The 20,566-nt window shown below is 42.5% G+C and carries 20 protein-coding genes and 1 rRNA gene; 10 read left to right on the top strand and 11 right to left on the bottom strand.

What is annotated here, in order from left to right; genetic code table 11:
- Positions 1-11 precede the first annotated feature (11 nt).
- From Q0Q74_RS01095 to Q0Q74_RS01085, 3 genes are all read right to left on the bottom strand, one after another.
- Positions 12-383, bottom strand: a complete 372-nt coding sequence (locus tag Q0Q74_RS01095) for a hypothetical protein (RefSeq protein ID WP_294427694.1) — start codon at positions 381-383, stop codon at positions 12-14.
- Entirely contained in the window at positions 376-3,417 is a 3,042-nt protein-coding gene (locus tag Q0Q74_RS01090) for an AAA family ATPase (RefSeq protein ID WP_294427693.1), read from the bottom strand. Before Q0Q74_RS01090 ends, Q0Q74_RS01095 begins: the two co-directional genes overlap by 8 nt.
- A 141-nt stretch (positions 3,418-3,558) precedes the next feature.
- Entirely contained in the window at positions 3,559-4,791 is a 1,233-nt protein-coding gene (locus Q0Q74_RS01085) for a DEAD/DEAH box helicase (protein WP_294427691.1), read from the bottom strand.
- A gap of 58 nt (positions 4,792-4,849) precedes the next feature.
- Between Q0Q74_RS01085 and Q0Q74_RS01080 the strand changes: the two genes are divergently transcribed.
- Complete coding sequence (locus Q0Q74_RS01080) at positions 4,850-5,965, top strand: glycosyltransferase family 1 protein (protein WP_294427689.1); 1,116 nt, start codon at positions 4,850-4,852, stop codon at positions 5,963-5,965.
- 38 nt (positions 5,966-6,003) lie between these two features.
- Here Q0Q74_RS01080 and Q0Q74_RS01075 read toward each other — a convergent pair whose 3' ends face one another.
- From Q0Q74_RS01075 to Q0Q74_RS01045, 7 genes are all read right to left on the bottom strand, one after another.
- Complete coding sequence (locus tag Q0Q74_RS01075) at positions 6,004-6,552, bottom strand: ATP-binding protein (protein WP_294427687.1); 549 nt, start codon at positions 6,550-6,552, stop codon at positions 6,004-6,006.
- 43 nt (positions 6,553-6,595) lie between these two features.
- Positions 6,596-6,934: an anti-sigma factor antagonist gene (locus tag Q0Q74_RS01070; RefSeq protein ID WP_184658136.1), complete on the bottom strand. Its 339-nt coding sequence runs from the start codon at positions 6,932-6,934 to the stop codon at positions 6,596-6,598.
- Positions 6,935-6,952: 18 nt separating this feature from the next.
- Positions 6,953-8,608, bottom strand: coding sequence for a GAF domain-containing SpoIIE family protein phosphatase (locus tag Q0Q74_RS01065; RefSeq protein ID WP_294427681.1), 1,656 nt, complete (start codon positions 8,606-8,608; stop codon positions 6,953-6,955).
- A gap of 89 nt (positions 8,609-8,697) precedes the next feature.
- Positions 8,698-9,639, bottom strand: a complete 942-nt coding sequence (locus Q0Q74_RS01060; protein WP_294427680.1) for a transcriptional regulator — start codon at positions 9,637-9,639, stop codon at positions 8,698-8,700.
- A gap of 5 nt (positions 9,640-9,644) precedes the next feature.
- Positions 9,645-10,388: a metallophosphoesterase gene (locus tag Q0Q74_RS01055; protein WP_294427679.1), complete on the bottom strand. Its 744-nt coding sequence runs from the start codon at positions 10,386-10,388 to the stop codon at positions 9,645-9,647.
- Positions 10,389-11,750: a tetratricopeptide repeat protein gene (locus Q0Q74_RS01050; RefSeq protein ID WP_294427676.1), complete on the bottom strand. Its 1,362-nt coding sequence runs from the start codon at positions 11,748-11,750 to the stop codon at positions 10,389-10,391.
- A 145-nt stretch (positions 11,751-11,895) separates the two neighbouring features.
- Complete coding sequence (locus tag Q0Q74_RS01045; protein WP_294427674.1) at positions 11,896-12,840, bottom strand: SDR family oxidoreductase; 945 nt, start codon at positions 12,838-12,840, stop codon at positions 11,896-11,898.
- A gap of 70 nt (positions 12,841-12,910) precedes the next feature.
- Between Q0Q74_RS01045 and Q0Q74_RS01040 the strand changes: the two genes are divergently transcribed.
- The 8 genes from Q0Q74_RS01040 (at position 12,911) to Q0Q74_RS01005 (ending at position 17,912) form a co-directional block, all read left to right on the top strand.
- Complete coding sequence (locus Q0Q74_RS01040; RefSeq protein ID WP_294427673.1) at positions 12,911-14,296, top strand: glycoside hydrolase family 3 N-terminal domain-containing protein; 1,386 nt, start codon at positions 12,911-12,913, stop codon at positions 14,294-14,296.
- A complete protein-coding gene (locus Q0Q74_RS01035) occupies positions 14,293-15,147 on the top strand; it encodes an SAM-dependent methyltransferase (RefSeq protein ID WP_294427670.1) in 855 nt (284 codons plus the stop codon). Before Q0Q74_RS01040 ends, Q0Q74_RS01035 begins: the two co-directional genes overlap by 4 nt.
- A gap of 105 nt (positions 15,148-15,252) precedes the next feature.
- Positions 15,253-15,774 (top strand): translation initiation factor IF-3, encoded by a 522-nt coding sequence (gene infC / locus Q0Q74_RS01030; protein WP_294427668.1) that lies wholly within the window; start codon positions 15,253-15,255, stop codon positions 15,772-15,774.
- 57 nt (positions 15,775-15,831) lie between these two features.
- Complete coding sequence (rpmI, locus tag Q0Q74_RS01025) at positions 15,832-16,032, top strand: 50S ribosomal protein L35 (RefSeq protein WP_294427666.1); 201 nt, start codon at positions 15,832-15,834, stop codon at positions 16,030-16,032.
- Between the two features lie 24 nt (positions 16,033-16,056).
- Positions 16,057-16,416, top strand: a complete 360-nt coding sequence (gene rplT / locus Q0Q74_RS01020) for a 50S ribosomal protein L20 (RefSeq protein ID WP_294427664.1) — start codon at positions 16,057-16,059, stop codon at positions 16,414-16,416.
- A 24-nt stretch (positions 16,417-16,440) separates the two neighbouring features.
- Positions 16,441-17,094 carry a cell division protein ZapB gene (locus Q0Q74_RS01015; RefSeq protein WP_294427663.1) on the top strand — a complete coding sequence of 218 codons (654 nt, stop codon included), beginning with the start codon at positions 16,441-16,443 and terminating at the stop codon, positions 17,092-17,094.
- Between the two features lie 3 nt (positions 17,095-17,097).
- Positions 17,098-17,418, top strand: coding sequence for a cell division protein ZapA (locus Q0Q74_RS01010; RefSeq protein ID WP_294427661.1), 321 nt, complete (start codon positions 17,098-17,100; stop codon positions 17,416-17,418).
- Between the two features lie 14 nt (positions 17,419-17,432).
- Positions 17,433-17,912 carry a DUF188 domain-containing protein gene (locus Q0Q74_RS01005; RefSeq protein ID WP_294427659.1) on the top strand — a complete coding sequence of 160 codons (480 nt, stop codon included), beginning with the start codon at positions 17,433-17,435 and terminating at the stop codon, positions 17,910-17,912.
- A 17-nt stretch (positions 17,913-17,929) separates the two neighbouring features.
- On the opposite strand, the gene Q0Q74_RS01000 is transcribed toward Q0Q74_RS01005, so the two are convergent.
- Positions 17,930-19,234 (bottom strand): HD domain-containing phosphohydrolase, encoded by a 1,305-nt coding sequence (locus tag Q0Q74_RS01000; RefSeq protein ID WP_294427657.1) that lies wholly within the window; start codon positions 19,232-19,234, stop codon positions 17,930-17,932.
- A 493-nt stretch (positions 19,235-19,727) separates the two neighbouring features.
- Between Q0Q74_RS01000 and Q0Q74_RS00995 the strand changes: the two genes are divergently transcribed.
- Positions 19,728-20,566, top strand: a 16S ribosomal RNA gene (locus Q0Q74_RS00995); the annotation flags it as partial.

Here is a 20,566-nt window from a genome sequence, read left to right as displayed (position 1 = left end):
GCTGGCAGCGCTTATGGAGCGGAGCTTGTTATGTCATTTATGATTTTATCGTTGGCTTTTTCAAGTTCTGTCATTGTTTCATCTTCTGGAAAAGTAAACCACTTGTTGACTTCTTCGTTTGACCATTGATTCTCTGTGATTCGGTTCGGGTAGTATTCTTTTTCGATATCAGGAGCGTCTGGAATCAGGACCGGTGCATCTTGCGTAAAAGGTTCCTGTGTAATCTGCTGAACTTTTTTTTCAGGAGTTGTCTGAATCATGAGAATTGTGAGTCCGGCAAGGAATAAAAATACAATCAGAATGACTACAGCCAAAAGAACAGGCTTTTCGTGGGCAAAATCAGAGAAAGCGTCTTTAATGTCATCAATTCCAAAATCAAGCATTACTTTCCTGTGCCTCCGGATTTTCTTGTTTTGCTTCTTCGGCCGCTAATTTTGCAGCTTTAGCTTCTGCCTTTGCGCGTTTTGCGGCTTCTTTCTGTTCTTCATTATAGCGTTCAATTACAGGGTCAGTAATGGTTCCGTCTGCGTTATGGATTCTCTTTTCTGGTCGCGGTGGAATTACGACACCTTCTTCATCAGGAACATCTTCTTCGATAAATTCTTCGGTTTTGTCGTAGGCGTTGCCTGTCGTAATGTCTTTTTCCAGGCTGATTGTAATGATTTTACTTACACCTGATTCCTGCATTGTAACACCAAGCATAGTACTTGCACCCATAACCGTTTTTTTGTTGTGAGTAATGACTATGTACTGTGAGAGTTTTGCAAATGAACGGAGTGTGCTAACAAAACTCGTGACATTCTTGTCATCCAAAGCGGCGTCAATCTCATCGAGAAGACAGAATGGAGACGGGCGAACCTGATATGTCGCGAAAAGAAGTGCAACTGCGGTCATTGTTTTTTCACCACCGGAGAGAAGGGCGATATTCTGTAATTTCTTTCCTGGCGGCTCTGCATAGATGTCAATTCCTGAAGAAAGAACATTCTGCGGGTCGGTCAGGCGCAATTCACCACGACCACCGTTGAAGAGACGGCGGAACATGTTGTGAAAATTCTTTTTGATTTTATTGTATGTCGAAATAAACATCTCTGTTGATTTCGATTTGATTTCTTCGGAAACACGCAGAAGATTTTCGAGCGATTTATTTGTATCATCGAAACTTGCCTGCAATTTTTCGTATCGTTCCTTCTGCTCACCGAATTCTTCCGGTGCCATGAGGTTGACCGAACCTAAATCTGCAAGTGCTTTTCGTGAATCTGAAAGTTTTTCCCTAAGAACTGCAGCCGGAGTGTTGATTTTATACATCCGCTCTTCAAATTCCATGAGGTCACGGGAGTGCGTTTCGATGAAGTTTTGCTTGATGTTGCGGATGTCGTTTTCGCTGGTGACGAGCTTGAGAGTCAAGTCTTCATATTGAGACTGATATTTCTGCTGCTCTTCGCGCTTTTTATCAAGGGCGTTCTTTTTACCGCTTACGCTTGTGTTGCATCGCTTGATTTCTTCATCAAGATTTCCCATCGTTGCAGCACATTCTGAACCTCTTCGCTCAATTTCAGAGAGGGCAGAGGCGATGTCCGAAAGTCGCTCATCCATGTCCTCCTGATTTTTCTGCTCAAGATAAAGGTCCTGTTCGTTTTGGCGGAGTGCGTTCTGTTCTGTTACGAGATTGCGTTTAAGGAGTTCTGCCGTCTGCTTGGCATTGAAAATCTGCTGCTGCATTTGCGCTTCAGAAATTCGAAGCTGAGAAAGCGTATCCTTGTATTCATTAATTTTTCCGATTAAGAGGATGTTTTCTGATTTGAATCCATCGATTCGTTCCCGGATAGTTGCGACCCGCTGAACATTTTCCTGAATGTTCTGATCGATTGTGCGTTTTTTTGTGATGATACCTTCCGGCGACAAGAAATCATCGATGAAAGCAGGAACTGTCTGTGAATAATTCTGGACGGCACCTTCAATTTCTGCAACGAGTTTTGCAACTTCTTCAAGTGCTTTTATTGCATCCTGTGCAAAAGTTTCATTTTCTGATTCTGAATGCCCTTTGAAAGAAGCAAAATCTGAGAAAATGTTTTTACGGCCTTCTGCAAAAACTTTGAGTTTACCGACTAAAGAATCCAGCTCTTCCTTCGCTTTTTTGCTTGCGGCTGATGAAAATCCTGAATCTTTGAGCTTTGCATCAAGTTCAGTTACGATATCTTCAGTAATTGCTTCAAGTTCTTTTTGAAAATTCTCCCGTTCTGCAAGGAGATTTTTGATTTCATCTTCGCTATCGTTGACTTTCTGTTCATTAGTAGAAATTTGATTCTGTGAATTCTGAATGTTGTTCACGAATGAATCAATGTTCTGCTTAACATCTTCGATTTGTTTTGTTTTTGCCCTCAAATCTGCGTCTTGATTTGAAATTTCGTCATTCAAATCATCAATTCGTTCTTGAATGGACCGTTGTTTGAGTTCGAGTGTGCCGATTTTTTCACGAACCTGACGGGCCTGCTCGTTTAAAAGCTTCTGCTGGTCGAGTTTGTTTGTTTTTTCAGTCTGGATTCGGACAAGCTCCATCTGAAGCTCGCCCATTTTTGCCTGCAATTCCTTGATTTTATCGCTGTTTTCGGTGAGTGTATTGAGAATTTCATCGATTTCGGCCTGAACTGCATTGCGTTTTTCAGCAATCTCTTCTTTTGCCTGTGTCTGGCGGGCCTGATTTTGAACAAAATCCTTTAATTTGAGAAGCTGAATATCAAGCTCAAAGTTAAAAATATCTTCCTTGAGAGCACGATATTTGATTGTCTTTTCACTTTGTACTTTTAAGGTCTCGTAACTGCGTTTGTTTTCTGCCAGAGCGACTTCGATTTGTGCCAAATTCTGCCTTGTTCGTTCAAGTTCGCGTTCCGCTTCTGCAACTTCAGCCTTACTCCTCGAAATTCCAGCAGCTTCCTCAAAAAGATAGCGTCTGTCTTCAGGTTTGCTTGAAAGAATCTGGTCGATTTTACCCTGTTCCATGACAGAATATGCTGCTTTACCAACACCTGTATCCATGAAAAGGCGGCGGACTTCGGTAGGTCCTACCTGGCGGTTATTGATGTAATATTCATTTTCGCCCGAACGGTAAAGACGGCGTTTGAGTGCGATTTCTGTGTCATCAAGCGGAAGAAGACCGTTTTCATTTGCAAGTGTTAATGTGACTTCTGCAATGTTGAGGGGCGGCCTTGTTTCAGTTCCGTTAAAAATGACCGATTCCATTGTGTCCGCACGGAGATTTTTTGCCTTATTTTCTGCAAGAACCCATTTGACTGCATCAACTACATTACTCTTTCCACAGCCGTTGGGACCAAGAAGAGCCGTGATGCCGTCTGCAAATTCGACATGGGTTTTGTCGGCAAATGATTTAAATCCAAATATATCCAGACTTTTTAGAAACACAAGGAAACCTCATTTTTTTGAAATAGTATCTGATAATATACCATGAAACGCGTATGTAGTTCAATGATGTTTTTCTCATGAAATTTATAGAGAAAATATTTGAGTCATATTTAAGAAAGAACTTGCTGCTTGCGTAAAATGTTAATCATCGCTTTCTTTTGCTTTTTCCTGTTGGCCCAGAGTGTTTGGATCGACCAATTTTCCCTTATAAAGCATTCTTGGGTATACGGTGATTTTGAGTTTTTTCTCGATTGCGGCATATTTTCGCATTTCATAACCATCGCCGATTACGATATTGATTCCTGTTTTACCCATTCGTGCCGTTCTTCCTGCTCTATGGATAAAAAAGTCGTCATCGCTAGGCATATCCATCTGGATTACATGAGAAATGTTCGGGATATCCATTCCGCGGGCTACAAGGTCGCTCGTTACGAGAATTTTGATTTTTCCGCTTCTGAAACGGTCGATTGTTGCCTTGCGTTCTGTTTTTTCGGTTTTTGCCGTGAGCGCATAACATTCTATGTTTTTGTATTTGAGTTTTGAGACGATGTTTGCGACTTGATCGATTTTTGATGTAAAAATTAGTGCTTTTTCAGGTTTTTCTGCAATAAGAAGTTTGCGCAATGTGTCGATTTTATCTCTTGTTTCAGCAAAAAGTGCGTAATGCGTGATTCTTTTTCTAAGGACATCTTCCGGTGGAAGGAAAAGTGTCTTTAAATCGCTTTCTGTTGTGCCATTTTGTTTAATTCTTGTGTTTTGTAAGATTTGGCGTGTTGATTTTGTGATGGTCGCACTGGCTGCAATCAACTGGATGTCTTTTTTCATCGCGCAAATCAGTTCAATCGTTTCATCACGAAGCTCTGGTGAAATCAGACGATCAACTTCATCAAGAACTACAGCCATGGCTCCGTCGAGCTTCAGTTTTTTTAAGTGAAAAAGTTCCAGAAGTCGTGCCGGTCCCCCGATTACGACAAGAGGTTTTTCTTTGAGGGTTTCAGCCTGTCTTTTGATTGGAGCGCCGCCTACAAAAAGTGCTGCCTTTGAATCGGTAACAAGCTGCACCTGGGTTTTGATTTGAGATGCAAGCTCGATTGTTGGTGAAATGATTACGATTCTAACTTCTTTTTTTGGATTGTCGATTTTTTCGATATTCTGTAAAAGCGGAAGAAGATATGCCAGTGTTTTTCCAGTTCCTGTTTCACTTTGAAAGAGCAGAGATGTGCCTTTTAGGATTTCAGGAATTGCCTGCGACTGAACGGCGGTAGGTTCAGTGATTTGAAATCCGGCGAGTTTTTCAATATATTTTTCTTCGATTTCGAGTGATGCGAAATCCTTTGCCTTAAAACTGATGTCTTTTGTGTTTTCTGAATCCATTCTTCTACTATAGCAGAGAAGCAAATAATTTGCTATAATCAAAAAGGTTGATAAAATCATGAAAATTGGCATAGACACTTTCGGCTGCGAGCACGGTAAATCAGGAGTCGGGTCCTATCTAAGCTCTATTTCTCAAAAATTTCAGAATTCTGATGAAATTAATTTCGAACTTTTTGGGGCTGAAATTGACCGCTACACTTATGGCCGTGACAGCAATCTTGCTTTCGAGCGGGTGCTTTTACCGGATGATGAGCGTGCGGAAAAGGCCTGGCATATTTTTGCCTGCGGTTTTTTTGCCAAAAAACAAAAATATAATGCCATTCTTTTTCCGGCTGCGTCTTATGCTATGCCGCTTTTTTTTACGACGCCTTCGGTTGCGGTTGTTAACGACATTGTTTCTGAGCTTTTTAACACGAAAAGTTTTGCCGAAACCTGCAGAATTAAATCATCATTAAAAAGGGTCAATAAAATCATTGCTCCAAGTCAATTCGTCAAAAAGGATTTGAGAAGGCTCGGTATTGACCAGAACAAAATATGTGTTGTCCACAGCGGAATCAATCATTCTCTATTTTATCCTAGGGAACTTATTACTTCTGAAAGTGAGATGATTAAACCCTTTGCGATTCGTCGTCCGTATTTTTTGTATGCATCTACAATGTCATCGCCGTTAAAGCGTCATGTTGAGCTTATAAAGGCCTTTGAGATTTTTAAAAAGAAAACTGGCCTGCCCCATAGACTCGTGCTTGCGGGTAATGAGGGGGCTTGCTCTGAATCTATTAAGAAAACTGCACTTGAATCACAATTTTCATCAGATATTTTTCTCACGGGTTATTTTCCTCATGACAGTTTTCCTGCCTTATATGCGGGAAGTGAAGGCTGTCTCTTTCCTTCGGAAATTGAAGGGGTAGGGCTTCCTGTTTTGGAGGCAATGGCAACTGGAGTTCCTGTCGCTTGTTCAAAGGCTGGTTCCCTGCAGGAAATTGCTGGTGAAAAGGCAATTCTTTTTGACAGTACAAATCTTGAAGAAATAGCATCAGCAATTGAAAAAATTTCTACAGATACGAAACTCCGCAAAAAAATGATAAAAGAAGGAATTGACTGGTCTAAAAAATTTAGTTGGGAAGCCACTGCCCTTGAAACTCTTGAAGTGTTAAAATCTGTTGCCAAAAAATAAAAAAAACGCGGCTCGATTTTGAACCGCGTTTGAATTGTTTAGTCTTCTACTGCTACACCTAGGTGTTTTTTCTGGAACTTTTTAAGCATTGCTACGCCGTTGCGTTTTCCGTTGTAAACATAGCCGCCATCCCAATATTCAAGTGCTGCGAAAAGAGCGTTACCGCCATCCTGATCATCCGATTTTTTTGTACGGAATGATACATAGTTTGCCAGTTCCTCAAAGTTTGACTCGTGAAGAGCCTGCAATCGCTTTCTATTGAAGTCGTTCCATTTTTCCAAATCTTTGAAACCTTCACCCTCGTCCTGTACGATGAGATGTGCGTGTGACGGGCTGAATGAATACCAGACTCTTACTTTCTTGTTGATATCACAGTTGTTTCCGTGCTTTACAGCATTTTTGATAACTTCGGAAATCTGCTGCTCAAGAAGGTTGATTTCCTTAATTTCAAGGGGTGCTGACTGAACGATAAGAAGCGTGAAATAACGGATCTGACGGAAATCTGAAGGGAATTCCTTGTAAAGCATATTTGTTGTATCGAACAACGGATCGTTGTCGTCTGAACGCAATTCTTTAATTTGTTCCATATTAATTTACATCTCCTGTATGTTTGTTAAAGTGAAAATCCACTTACTCATTAACCATGAGAAGAGCTTCTTCTACGCTGTTTGCGATAGGGAAGTATCCCATAAGTTTTGTGAGTTCGATAACCTTCTTTACAGAGCCATGAATGTTTGAGATGGCAAGTTTGAGGTTCATCTTTTTGATTGTTGAGCAGATGTAAATCAATGCACCGATTCCAGACGAGTCGATGTAATCTACCTGTTCAAGGTTGATGATGAAGCTCTTTACATTTTTCTCAAGCATTTTCATGACGAGTTCCTTTAATTTATAGGAGTTGTAAAGATCCATTTCGCCGTTTACATCTATGATATAAACTTCTCCATTTTTTCTAATTTTCAGTTCCATAAATTTTAACTCCTTTAGTTACTGAATTTTAATCACAAGAAGAGTCTGGTCATCGCGCAGCGTTTCGTTGCCAATAAACTTCTTGATATCGGTTTTTACCAGGTTTGCGATGTCCTTACCCGGCAATTTAGCATTCGCTTTTATGATATTGGTCAAGCTTGCCAGAGAATATTGCTGCCCCTGGGCATTTAATGCTTCAACCAAACCATCCGTATAACATATTATAATGTCTCCTTGGCTTGCTGTAAACTCTATATCCTTATAACTTGTAGTTTTTTCGATACCGATTGGCTCACAAGTTACGGATAGCTTTTCTACAGCTTCCTTAGCTACATTATAACGGTAGACAGGAACGCTTCCACCTGTCGAAAGCTGAACCTTCTTTTTTGTTGGGTCGTAGTTGATGAGTGCAACTGATGCAAAGTGATCTACATTCAATTCACTACATACACCTCTATTAGCCCAACTGAGGATTGTACCTGCTGATTGAGTTGTGTTTACGATTAAGCGGAACATCGAGCGAATCATTGCCATTACAAGCAGTGAATTCATTCCTTTGCCTGCAACATCCATTACAATGAAGGCTATTCTGTCTTGTCGGGCAGGAATTACATCATAGATGTCTGAACATACACCTGAGGTGTGTTCAGCATATGTACCGATGTTAAGACCCTGCATTGGAGGAAGTTTTTTTGGCAGAAGTGAAAGCTGGATATTTGAAGCGATATCTGCTTCTTTCGTAAGTTCCTGTTTCTCAGTGTATTGCTTAAAGTTGAGCGCCGTTTTGAGGGCTGATTCAGCGAAGCCTGCAAGTGTCTGTGCCCAGTCAAATTCCTGATCGCCAAATGGATCTGTATCTGGGTTGCGTGAAAGTGCAAGTACTCCAACTACGACATCTTTACCAGGCATTCTGAGTGGAATAAAAATGAAACTTCCGAGTTTTAAGAAATCTTCTGGTTCGTTTTCATAGATTCTTTCATCCATTTTTGGAATTGAAAGAAGTTCTGCTTTACCTGCTGTGGCAACTTCACCGAAGATGTTGTCGCGAAGAGGAAACTGCGCATATTTGAAACTGGTTGATACACGAAGCGGTTTGTGAGGCAAATCTTCCGGCAGTTTATAAGGAGGCGGAAAATCGCCTGTGAAAGATTTAACTGTGATTAAATCCTCAAATTCATCAACCATAAGGATTGCACCACCATGAGCCTTCGTAACCTCAATACAGGTTTTGTTGATGGCATCAAGCAAGTTCTGCATCCCGTCTTTATCTGAGAATGAATCTGCTGCGAGCGCAACGAAAGCTTTGCCCTTCTGAATAAGATCGATTTTTTCGACTTGAATTTCTTCTACGACAACCTCTGGTTTTGTTTCCTCAACCTCTTCTTCTACTTCTTCCTCTTTTGCGAATTCCTGCGGCTTTCCAAAGACAAGCATGATACAGTAAGGAATAAAAAGAAGAGAAGTGAGCAGCAATAGAAGTGCGAATAGCATCATGCCCGGATGTAACGCAGTGTAGACACACGCGATTATCACTACAGCCAGCGCAAAATATGCAATAAAACTTACCTTTGCGGTTTTTCTTACCTTAATGATTGTGAGTAGCACTGCAATAATGCCTGACACAATCGCGGTGCCGAACAAAGGAACATAAGAAATTGCGTCTGATGTAAACATTTGACTCCCTTATATTGAAACGAGGATTGATAACACAACCCACGCTTCCTCTACATATTTTATAATTGTAGCATCTGAATATCTTACCGTCAAGTTTTAATTTGAGGTTGATTTCTGATTTTCTTCTTAAAAATGATGCCTTTTATCTTATTTTTGAAATGAGAGAGCGGACTTTCACCAAAAGTCTGCATAAAAGGTGTTGCGATGTCTTCAAGCGTGAGTTCCGAGCCGAATTTGCCTTTGATTTCATCCCAGTATTTTATCATCCAGACATAAAGGTCGCTCTTTGTCCTGTGTCGGAAATATTTCATTATGTGGTATTTGTCGATGATTTTGATGACCGGAAGGTACACATGAAGCAGCCATGACTGCATTGCCTTGTCCATTCCCAGTTCTTCACTGCTGTTCAGATTGATATAGTACTTGTGTGTGAGGATATGATTGTAAATAACATCGTATTGGCCAGGAACAGAAAAATCGATTGCCCAGAAATCCGTGACATCCCCGAATCCTGTTTCTGTGTAGAAAACCCTTTTTTCATAGTTTATGACCTGCCGGGTCATTTTTTTGAAGGAATCTCCCGGATGCAGCTTGATTTCACTCTGGAGACTTACTACTTCTGCATCTATAAATTCTACCCCTTTTGACATGGCAACCGAAACACGATGATTACCATCGCGAACGAAATACACTCCTCCAAGTTCATAAAGCGAGATCGGGGGAAGGGGAATATCGTTTATGTGGGCCATATCGATATGTTCCCACCTTGATTTTAAGTGAAGGCTTTTTGGAAAAAATCGGTTGTCAAAATCGTTATATCGCCCTTCGCTGCCAACAATCAGTTTTACAGGAACCGTCTGCATTCCTTTGTAAACTTCGTTTTCCGGTTTGAGTAGTTTTTTTATGTCCGAGAGTGATATCAGCGTCGCTTCATCAGGGTTGAGAAAGTGCTGCACTTCATTAAAAAGAGCCTTGTGTCTGGCCTTCGAAAAATCCTCTTCGGTTTCGCTTGATGTCATGAATTCACCCATGTAAACTAACCCTCCGTTTTATTAGTGTTCATGCCGTCATTTTCAAGTTCAAGAATTGTGTGGCTGTAGGCGTTTACGACAGTAGTTTCGCCTGATTTGGTCAGTCTGGGCGTGTTCATGTCGTAAAGATGTATGTGTCCGTGCACCAGATAGGCCGGCTGAAATTTTTTTATGAACCAATTGAAGCATTCAAATCCCTTGTGGCATGGATCTTCCTTGTCGTGGATATGCCGTGGGGCAGCGTGTGTAAGGAATATGTCAAGGTATGTTCCGTAGAGCATTTTGTTGATGAGAAGCCTTGGTGTCATGGCAAGAAGTTTGAGAAGCATCTGCAGATTAGTGTACTGGTTCAGACCGTTGTTATAGCGTATTGAGCCTGATGCCCCTGCTATCAGAAGAGGCCTTTTTTTACCGTTTTTTTTGAGCATAGGCAGTTTTTTGTCTTTTAGAACCTTGAAGCCTGCGTAAATCGCTCCGAAACTTCCTCTTAAATCAAGGGCACTTTCTTCACGCCATGTCGGATGAGGACCTTTCTGCCGTTTTTGCTTGTGATAATAGCCAAATTCGGAAAGATTATGGTTTCCGAAGATAAAGTAGGTTTGTTTGTTAAGCGTGGAGACGATAAAATCAATATAGTCGGAAGGCAAGTCGCCTGCACAGAGAATCAAGTCTATGTCACCGAAGCGTTCCTTTGCGCTTGTGCTGTATACGAGAGGATCAATCTGGTCTGATACGCAGAGAATCTTCATTTAAATTCCTGCCTTGGCAAGAATACCCTCCAGTTTTTCTTTGGAGACAAGTTCAATCGGCCTATTTTCGGCGAATCTTATTGCCGTTGTCGTGAATTCTGAACTTGTACAGGCAAATGCCTTTGTACAGTTCTTTGCCTTTGAAAGATCGAGTGTACGCCTTACCTCTGCATCTTCGATAGGATCCGTGATGCGGTAGAAATTGACAAGATAAAGCTGTTTCCGCATGTTCATCCAGTCGTCTTTTCTTGCTTCTGTAGCGAAAAGCTGACATCCCCATTTTGTTTCTTCGCAAGTCTGGGCTGAAAGGTTGAATCCGGCAAGAGCGGCCTTTTTGCATATCTCTACGAATTCAGAATTTGAGCTCGTGAGATATTCCTTGAGACTATCATTTGACTGTAAATCCTTGTATTCCGATAGTTTAGATGCGACATCACGGAAATTGTGGTTAGCTTTTGATATGAGTTGCCACTGTTCGATTGCCTTGTCAATCTTGCGGTTCTTTTCGAAGCAGGATGCAAGGAAATAACGGGCGTAAAGCGTTTCCTGTGATTTTTCATCCTTGCTTGCTTTGACAGCCTTTTCAAATTCTAGCTGGGCGTTATCCATTGCGCCGGCCATCATGTAGCACGAGCCTCGTTCGAGAAGCGCCCTCTGCTTGAATTCCGGATCACGGCAGGCTTTTTCAAAAGATTTTACTGCAGCCGGGTATTCCTTTCCTTCTTTTTGTATTTTTCCAAGATAATAGTAAGAAGAGAAGCTTTCGGGACTGAGCTTTATGGCATAGTCGATGGCCTTTTTGGCATCGCCGTACTGCTTTGCCCGAAAAAGAATCATACCCATGCCGGTCCATGCCTTTATGTGTTTTTTGTTGAATTTTATGGCTTTTTGATAGAACCCCAGCGCGCTTTCAGCGTTATTCTGCTGCTCATAAATTTTACCGCACTGATAGAAATTTTCTGCGTTTGTCGGTTCCATCTTTGTGAGCAGGAGAAACTCTTTGAGTGCGTCATCAAGCTGGTTGAATTTAAGGTAGAGCTGAGAGAGCTGCTTGCGGAATTCTGTTTCTGGGAGCTGTGCGTCAAAAATTGCGTTCTGTGCAACATTTTTGAATTCCATGAGGGCAAGTTCGTTCTTTCGGTCTGCAAGATATGCTTTGCCCAGATAGTAATGAGCGTGAAAATCCCTCGGATCTTTTGCGATAAGGGCCTTGGCTGTCTTTTGTGCGGCCGCGTATTTCTGCTGCTTGATGAGCTTGTTTATGGCATCAATTTTTTTGGGGGCTGCAAAGGATTTTATTACAAAAACAATGAGAAAGCCTATTAGTACGAGAAGAATTAGACTGACTGCAATAACTACCATAAATCGATTCGACTCCAGACCGAAAAGGATTTAAGGAATTTCGAAAAAAAACTGAATTTTCCAAAATCCCTTTAAAATTTCTTGAAATTATACACCATAAGAAACGATATTTCAATGAATTTTCTTTATCGCCGGTTTTCTCGCCTTAGTGCGGTCTCTTATTATATTTGAAGGTGTATCTCGCGCACAAATATCTGCCTATAAAATGACTCATGAAAGCGGTGAATTTCCATTTTGCGTTCCATAGAATGATTTTCTTGCCCTTTTTCGCCTTTTTAAGACAGTGCTCGACAACTTTAACCGGGTCTTTCCCGTTGAGGACTTCTTTTCTCACGCCGTTTGAAGCGACATTTGCAAAATCGGTCGAAACGCTTCCCGGACAGAGTGCGCTGACTTTGATTTTCTTGTCTTTAAGTTCTGCTGCCAGTGCCACGGAAAATGAAAGGACATAAGCCTTTGTCGCCGCATATACAGCAAAATTTCCGAGAGGGAGAAATGAAGCAAGTGAAGCGACATTTATTATTGATGAGCCTTTATGCAGGAAGGGGAGGACAGCCCCGCATATTCCTGTTAAGCTGGTGCAGTTCAAGTCAATCATCTCAAGCTCTCGGTCCAAGTCTGTTTCATCAAATGGTCCGTAAGTTCCGAATCCTGCATTGTTTACTACAAGGTCGATTTCGTAGCCTCCTGAAATCTTTTCGGTTGCGAGAAATGTCTTGAAAAGATTTACGCCCTCCTTTCCTGCAAGATTCATCGGAATGACTTTGATTTTCGGCGAGCGCTCTTCATTGCGGACTTCTTCTGCTGTTTTTTCGATTTTGATTCCTTCGCTTTCCAACTCTGGATTTTCTGATTCGCTTGCTTCTGATTCCTGAACATCCGTTTCTGAACTTTCTGATTCAGGAATTGTGTTTTTCACATTCTCAAGTTCGTTTTTTACACCTTCGAGTTTTTCTTTACTGCGGGCAAAAAGCCAGAGTTCGTCGCCTGAGGCTTCTTCTTTTTTATTCTGAAGGTTTCTGTAAATCTGCCGCGCGAATTCAGCACCCATGCCGGAACTTGCGCCTGTAATAATAGTAATCTTTCTCATGCGGATAGTATAACACAAAAATTTTAACTGTAGTGTATGCACGCAGATTTTTTTTTGCTAGAATCAACTTATGAATCAACCGAGTTTGTCTGTGTTCTTCCGCGTAAAAACATTGTGTTTGTTCTGCGCAGCATGCAGTTTCTTTTCATGCACTAAAAAACTTACCCCTGAGCAAATCGAAGCAGAGCGTCTTTTAAAAGAAAAACAGCGCCTTGAACGAATCGAGATGGCGAAAAATCAGGCAGTTAAAGAATATGCCGCAAGTCTTTCCGATGAGGTCAGAATTTCTCAGCTTTTTCTTGTAAACATCGAGGGGAATCAAAAATATTCATCAGTCGAAAAAACAGGCTCTTTATATGGAAAATATGATGAGGGGGAGCCTCTTGTTCCTGGCGGAGTGCTTCTTTTTTCATACAACATTTCAAAAGATCCCCTCGAAACTTACGATTATATCAAGTCAATCCGTGATTTTTACATCGAGAATAATAATCCGCCGCCTTTTGTCGCGGTTGATCAGGAAGGAGGCGATGTGAACCGTTTACGCGGGCTTACAAGCGTTCTCTGGTCTCAAAAAAAAGTTGCCGCCTCTTTTTCGCTTGAGGGGGCGTCTGAACTGTATTCTGCGCAGGCAAGGCAAATGAAAAACCTTGGATTCCACATGAATCTTGCGCCTGTCGTTGAGGTAGAAAACGAGTCAAACCGGGATTTTCTGGATACGCGCACTTTCGGAAATCTTGACGATGTGCTTTCTTATGGAAAAAATGCGGTCTGCGGCTATGAAGAAAACGGCATCGCCACGGTTCTCAAGCATTTTCCGGGAAATTCCAGCACCGACCCTCATACAGGCTTACCCGAAATCGTTATTACAAAAGCTGAACTTGAAAGAAATTATATCGAGCCTTTCAAAAATCTTCTTCCATGCTCTTCAGCAGTTCTTATGAGTCATGCAAGAATCACCCTCACTGATGATGATTCTTATGCCGGGGCAAAAACTCCTGCCTGTCTCTCTGATTTTTGGGTTGCTCAGATTCTGCGCGAAAAACTTGATTTTAAAGGCCTTATCCTTTCGGATGACATTTTTATGGGTGCCCTCGCCAAAAACGGATGGCCTCCGGAACTTGCTGTAGTACAGGCTATCGAAGCAGGAGTTGATGTAATCATGCTCTCTGAAAAACGCTTTGGTTCTGTTGCTAAAATTCTTATCGAAAACTCTGAGAAAAATCCGGCTTTAAAAGAAAAGATTTCTCAGGCTGTCGAAAATGTAATCCGCTATAAAATCGAGGCTGGAATCCTTGAAATGTCAGAAGTTGCTGATTCTGCGGAAAATCTTTCTTCTGCAGAGCTTGAAAGTCCTGTTTTTTCAGTGCGTGTGAATCCTGATTATGCTGAGTTTGACTTGAAGAAATTTGACAGTGATTACAATGCCGGCATGAAAGCCTACGGAATGGGAAAATGAAACAGTCTGAAAAAAACAAAAAATTGAGCGGGGCTGCCGGTTTTGAAGAATATTATTCAAATCTTTTTGCCGACCGTTGGCAGGCCTTAAAAGCGGCATTTCCTCTTGAAAGTGATTATGCTGAATGGAAGGCTGGCGGTGAAAAGTCTTACTTTCTGGATTCGGCTTCAGTGCGTGCGGCAGTTTCCCTTCCTTTAAAAGATGCTACCGACATTCTCGATTTGTGCGCGGCTCCCGGCGGAAAAACTTTGGTTCTTGCTTCAAACATGGCTGATGACGCAAATCTGCTTTCAAATGAGCGCTCGCCTGACCGTAAAAACCGACTTTTGAACACTGTCCGTGACTGCCTTCCAGAACAAATTCGCGAGAGAGTTACCGTAATTTGCAAGGATGGAGCACAGATGTGCCGGGCAAATGAATCTTCATTCGATGCGATTCTGCTTGATGCCCCGTGTTCTTCAGAACGCCATGTTTTTCTCGATGAAAAATATCTTTCTGAGTGGTCGCCCTCAAGGATAAAAACACTGTCGATGGCTCAGTGGGCTCTTTTGTCTTCCGCATGGAGAATGCTGCGACCTGAAGGTTTTCTTCTATATTCTACATGCGCGCTTTCACCAGATGAAAATGACAATGTGATTGCGAAACTGCTCAAAAAATTCAAGAATGCGATAATCCTTGAACCAGAGATTTCTTTGAATTACAGTAATTTTATTTCAAACGAACTTCCCGAATATGAAAAAACTGAATACGGAGCACAAATTCTCCCGGATAAAGCTGGCGGTGCAGGTCCACTTTACTTCTGTCTGCTGAAAAAAACGGGCGGTGAAGGCTGTTCCACTTCTAATTGCTAATTATGTTTGTTTCTGGTTGAAAATCACTAGACATACTTTTGATTATTTTGATATAATCTAAGGACATATTTGCAGTAGTGTTTTTTATGAACACAAGGAGGAATGTTGGCAGATACAAAAGGTTTGCGAATCAATGAACAGATTCGTGTACGCGAGGTCAGACTTATTGACGATGAGGGCGGAAAGAATGGGATTGTTCCCACTCGTGAGGCTCTGGAATTGGCAAAAGAAAGGGAACTTGACCTTGTAGAAGTTTCGCCAAACGCTAATCCGCCGGTTTGTAAAATCTTAAACTACGGTAAGTATCGGTTCGAGCAGGAAAAAAGGCTCCGTGATTCCCGCAAGGCCCAGAAAGCCCTTAAGCTCAAGGAAATTCGTATGCAGCCAAAGATTGGTGCCGGCGACCTTGATACTAAGGCAAAACATGTTCAGGAATTCTTGGACGAAGGCGATAAGGTTAAGGTTACAATCCGTTTCCGCGGTCGTGAGCTTGCCCATACCGAACTCGGCTACGATGTTCTGAACGAAGTATTGAAAAGGTTGACCGAAGGTTCATACACCATCGAGAAGCCTGCCGCAATGGAAGGGCGGTTTATGTCAATGACATTGAACGCCAAGGCCAAATAAGCTAGAGTTTAAATCTTCCCGGTGTGGAAGTACTTTAGTTAATTAAGAGGTGGCAAAATGCCAAAAATGAAGACAAAGAAAGCCGCAGCTAAAAGATTCTCTTTTACTGGAACAGGCAAAGTAAAGTACAAGAAGATGAACCTTCGCCATATTTTGACGAAGAAATCAGCAAAACGCAAGTTGCATCTTCGTCACGCAGGTATCCTTTCTGAGGATTCATCAGCAAAAATCCGCAAGCAGTTGCTTCCGTACGGTTAATTTAAAGGTTATAAGGAGTAAAGAATGTCTAGAGCAGTAGATGGAACAAAACGCAATAACCGCCGTGCAAAAATCTTGAAGCTTGCAAGCGGTTTCACAGGACGACGCGGAACAAACTATAAGGCAGCAAAAGACGCTGTTGTAAAGGCTCTCCGCCATGCTTATGTTGACCGCCGCGACCGCAAAGGCGATTTCCGCCAGTTGTGGATTGCTCGTATCAATGCAGCAGTTCGCGAGGAAGGTCTTTCATATTCAAGATTTATCAATGGTCTTACAAAGGCTGGAATCACACTCAACCGCAAGGCTTTGTCTAACCTTGCAATCGAAGATCCTGTAGCTTTCAAGGCTGTTGTTGAGGCTGCAAAAAAAGCTCTCGAAGCGTAAATTTTACTGAGCCTGGAGGGGTGCATGATTTCTATCGATCAAGTTCTGTTGCTTGAAGAAAGGGTTGAAAGCGCTGTTAAAAAAATCGAACAGCTTAATGCAGAAAATGCTGCTTTGCGTAGAAAATGCGCAGAGCTTTCAAACGCACTTAATGCAAAATCGGAGCAGTTTTCATCTTTTCAGAATGATCAGGGCAAAATCGAGGAGGGCATCCTGAAGGCTCTGAGCCGTCTTAATGCTGTTGAAAACATTGTTCTTTCGGCAGCTGGAGCGGCTCAATCCTCTCTTAATCAAAATCCTGTCAATCAGCCAGCTGTAGCTGCTGTCAATAATCTACAAATCTCTCCGCAGCATGGCGAAAATTCATCAGTTTCAGAGCAAACGGTCTTGTCAGAAGAACAGTCTGTACAACCGTCTGTCGAAGAGTCAATCCAGGGAGATTTTGACGCAAATCCAGAAAATCCTGTTCATGAAGAATTTGTACAGCCGCAGTTTGAAGCTCAGGAGCCTGTAAATACAGAGACTCTTGCATCAGATGTTGCTTTTGAGTTCGGTGAGTCCGAGCCGTCGAATATTCAGAATGGAATGATTTCTGGTCAGAATCCAGAAATGTCTGATGGTCAGAATTCTGCTTCTGAGAATCCTGATTCTTCTCAGCCGATGTTTGATATTTTCTAGTCTATGGGTTCTCTCCAAATCGATGTTTTCAATCAGCCCTTTGTCATTCAGGCGAATGAGGATGATGAGTATCTTCTTAAACTTCTCGGGTATTATAAGAGAATTGTCGGACGGATTCAGCGTTCGGACAGCTTAAAAAGTCCTCTTCAGGTTTCGGCTCTTGCTGGTATTATTTTGTGCGATGAGCTGTATAAAGAAAAGTCCAAGGCACAGCTTGCTCGTGGGGGTGAGAATGCCGGAATTTTTACTGATGAAGAAGACAGTAACGAGGCAGAGAGACTTACAAAGCTTATGATTGAAAAAATTGAAAAGGCCTTGCAGTAATGTATAATTTTTCTGTGTGGGTTGATGCAGATTCTTTTCCTGTTAGAGCCCGTGATTTTCTTATCTCTCATTCCATTCCGCAAAAAGTAAAAGTCTGCATGGTTGCAAATCATGAAATCAAGGTGAAAAATCCAGAAGTAAAAATGATTGTCTGTGAAAAGGGGAAGGACTCTGCGGACAACTATATTTTTTCAAATACTTCTGCAAATGATATAGTGCTTACAAGGGATATTCTTTTTGCTGCCCGCCTCGTTGAAAAAAAAATATGCGTCATGAATGACCGCGGTTTAATTTTTTCAAAAGATAACATCGAGGATAAGCTTAGGGAAAGGGAATTCAGCTTGAATCTTTCTGAAATCGGTTTCGGTTCCAATAAAGGAAACTATTACGGTGATAAAGAGCTTAGAAAATTTTCAAGCGTATACAGCGAAGAACTTCAGAAACATATAATCGCTGACATCTATAATGTTAAAATGCACGCTGATGCTTTTTGAGCACCAGCTTTGCAAATCTATTTTTCCATGCGCTCGTATGCGGAGTTTATCTGAATAATTCTGTCTTTAACCTCAACAAATGCAAGCACAAGTGAGGGGTCAAACTGCTTTCCGGAAAGCCCCTGAATTTCCATAAAGGCATCATCGATGGACCATGCCTCTTTGTATACACGGCTGTGAGAAAGTGCATCAAAAACATCCGCTATTGCAACGATTCTTGCAGCCAGAGGAATTTCTTCGCCTTTTAGTGGTCTTGTCTGGCCAACAGGTTTTCCGATTTCATAAGATAGATAATCAATGTTTCCTGGATAGCCGTTTTCGCTTCCATCCCACCATTCATGATGGTGAAGGGCAACATCACGCGACATGGCATCAATGTCTGATTCCGGCTCTGAGAAAAGCTGTGCTCCGATGCAGGTGTGCCCCATCATTATAGAGCGTTCCTCTATGTTAAATCGACCCGGCCCAGGTTTTTTTAGAATCACATCGGAAATTCCGACTTTACCAAGATCATGGCATTTTGCAGCGATTTTGAGTATGTCGCGGTATTTCATCCTTTCTTCTTTAGGGATGTTGTGGTTCAGAGCCCACTGGTCGTAAATTTCAAGTGAAAAATCTGAAACTCGCTCTACATGCGAGCCAGTTTCTTTTGGATCGCGGAATTCTGCCATTCGCTGCATGCGCTTAATCATGTTGCTTGTGAGGTATGTGTGTTCAAGAGTTTGTGTAACGCTTGAAGCGAATTGCTTTATGAATTCGACTGATTCGTCACTGAAAGGGATGGGATTTTCGTTGGAATCCTTCGCATTGATTATTTGCAGGACCCCCAAAGTCTGGCCGCTGCTGGTAATGAGCGGCACGGTAAGCATAGAGACTGTTTTATAATTTGTTGAAATATCGGTACTGTTGTTGAATTTGTATGGAGTGTCACCTTCGATGTGGTATGCATCAGCTATGTTGAGAGTTTGCCCGGTACATGCACAGTATCCGGCGATAGATGATTTTGTAATCGGTACCGTAAAATAGACATACGGTGATTTTGATTCCGGTTTTGCCTTTTTTTGCTGGGTTGCGTTTTGAGCATACTTGATTCGGAGAAGCTTTCCTTTAAAAGCCGACTCTTCTTCTGTGTAAGCAGCAACTGGAACCGCAGAAGGCTGTTTGTCTTCAATTACATAAATTGAACCGGCATCTGCGTTTGCAATTGCCCTTGCTTCCGTGAGTATGCGCTCCAAAAGGACATCTGTATCTCGAATTTCATTCAAGAGTTTTTCTGTCTCGAAAACTTTTTGCAATTTATCTGCATTTAATGCTTTTGCCATCACTTTTCCTTAATAAGAATATTATAATTTAATTGAGTTAAATAGTCTATCATGAAGTGTGATTTTTCTTCAATTATAGAGCAGCGGGGATTTGAGAGCAATAGCGGGGCTTTTAAGCATAAAAATGGGGAAAATCGTGAAAAATAAAAAAAATGAAAAAAAATGAAAAATTTTCGAAAAAAAATAAAATTTCTGTTGACACAAAATGTATGTCGTGATATATTTATCCTCACCCGCTGACAACAAGTGCGGCGGTCACAAAGTTCTTTGAACAGCAGACAGGCAAGTGAAGGGAAAGGATATGACGGATTTCCGTAAAGTTTCCTTAAAAACAATACAGGAAAAATTGCGGAAAGGCAATAGTACATGTCAACAAAACATTAAACAAAGCCAGCGGAGGGCGAGAGCTTCTCCAAGGCGTTCCTAATCAATCAAGGTTGGTCAGGGGATTAGTTATTTATGGTAATCTTGAGCCCCTCGGGGCTTTAGAATAATCATGGAGAGTTTGATCCTGGCTCAGAACGAACGCTGGCGGCGCGTCTTAAGCATGCAAGTCGGGCGGCAAGAAGGAAGCTTGCTTTCTTCCTAGAGCGGCGGACTGGTGAGTAACGCGTGGGTGACGCACCCTCCGGACGGGGATAGCCTGTGGAAACACAGGGTAATACCGGATAAGGCCGCACGGGCCGGAACCGTGCGGGGAAAGGAGCCTCGGCTCCGCCGGAGGAGCGGCCCGCGTCCCATCAGCTAGTTGGCGGGGTAAAGGCCCACCAAGGCTACGACGGGTACCCGGACTGAGAGGTTGGCCGGGCACATTGGGACTGAGATACGGCCCAGACTCCTACGGGAGGCAGCAGCTAAGAATATTCCGCAATGGGCGAAAGCGTGACGGAGCGACGCCGCGTGGACGATGAAGGCCGGAAGGTTGCAGAGTCCTTTGGCGTCCGAGGAACGGCGCGGCCAGGCAATGGGCCGCGTCTGACTGTAGGGCGAGAACAAGCACCGGCTAATTACGTGCCAGCAGCCGCGGTAACACGTAAGGTGCGAGCGTTGTTCGGAATCATTGGGCGTAAAGGGCATGTAGGCGGTCCGGTAAGTCGGGCGTGAAATGGCGGGGCTCAACCCCGCCGCAGCGCCCGATACTGCCGGGCTTGAGTCAGCGAGGCGGAGGCGGAATTCCTGGTGTAGGGGTGAAATCTGTAGATATCAGGAAGAACACCGGTGGCGAAGGCAGCCTCCGAGCGCATGACTGACGCTGAGGTGCGAAGGTGCGGGGAGCAAACAGGATTAGATACCCTGGTAGTCCGCACAGTAAACGATGCGCACTTGGTGTCC

Origin of the sequence: uncultured Treponema sp., assembly GCF_946187725.1 — a bacterium.
Lineage (GTDB): Bacteria > Spirochaetota > Spirochaetia > Treponematales > Treponemataceae > Treponema_D.
The sequence above is the reverse complement of the archived record's forward strand: the minus strand, read 5'-3'. Positions and strand labels throughout refer to the sequence as shown.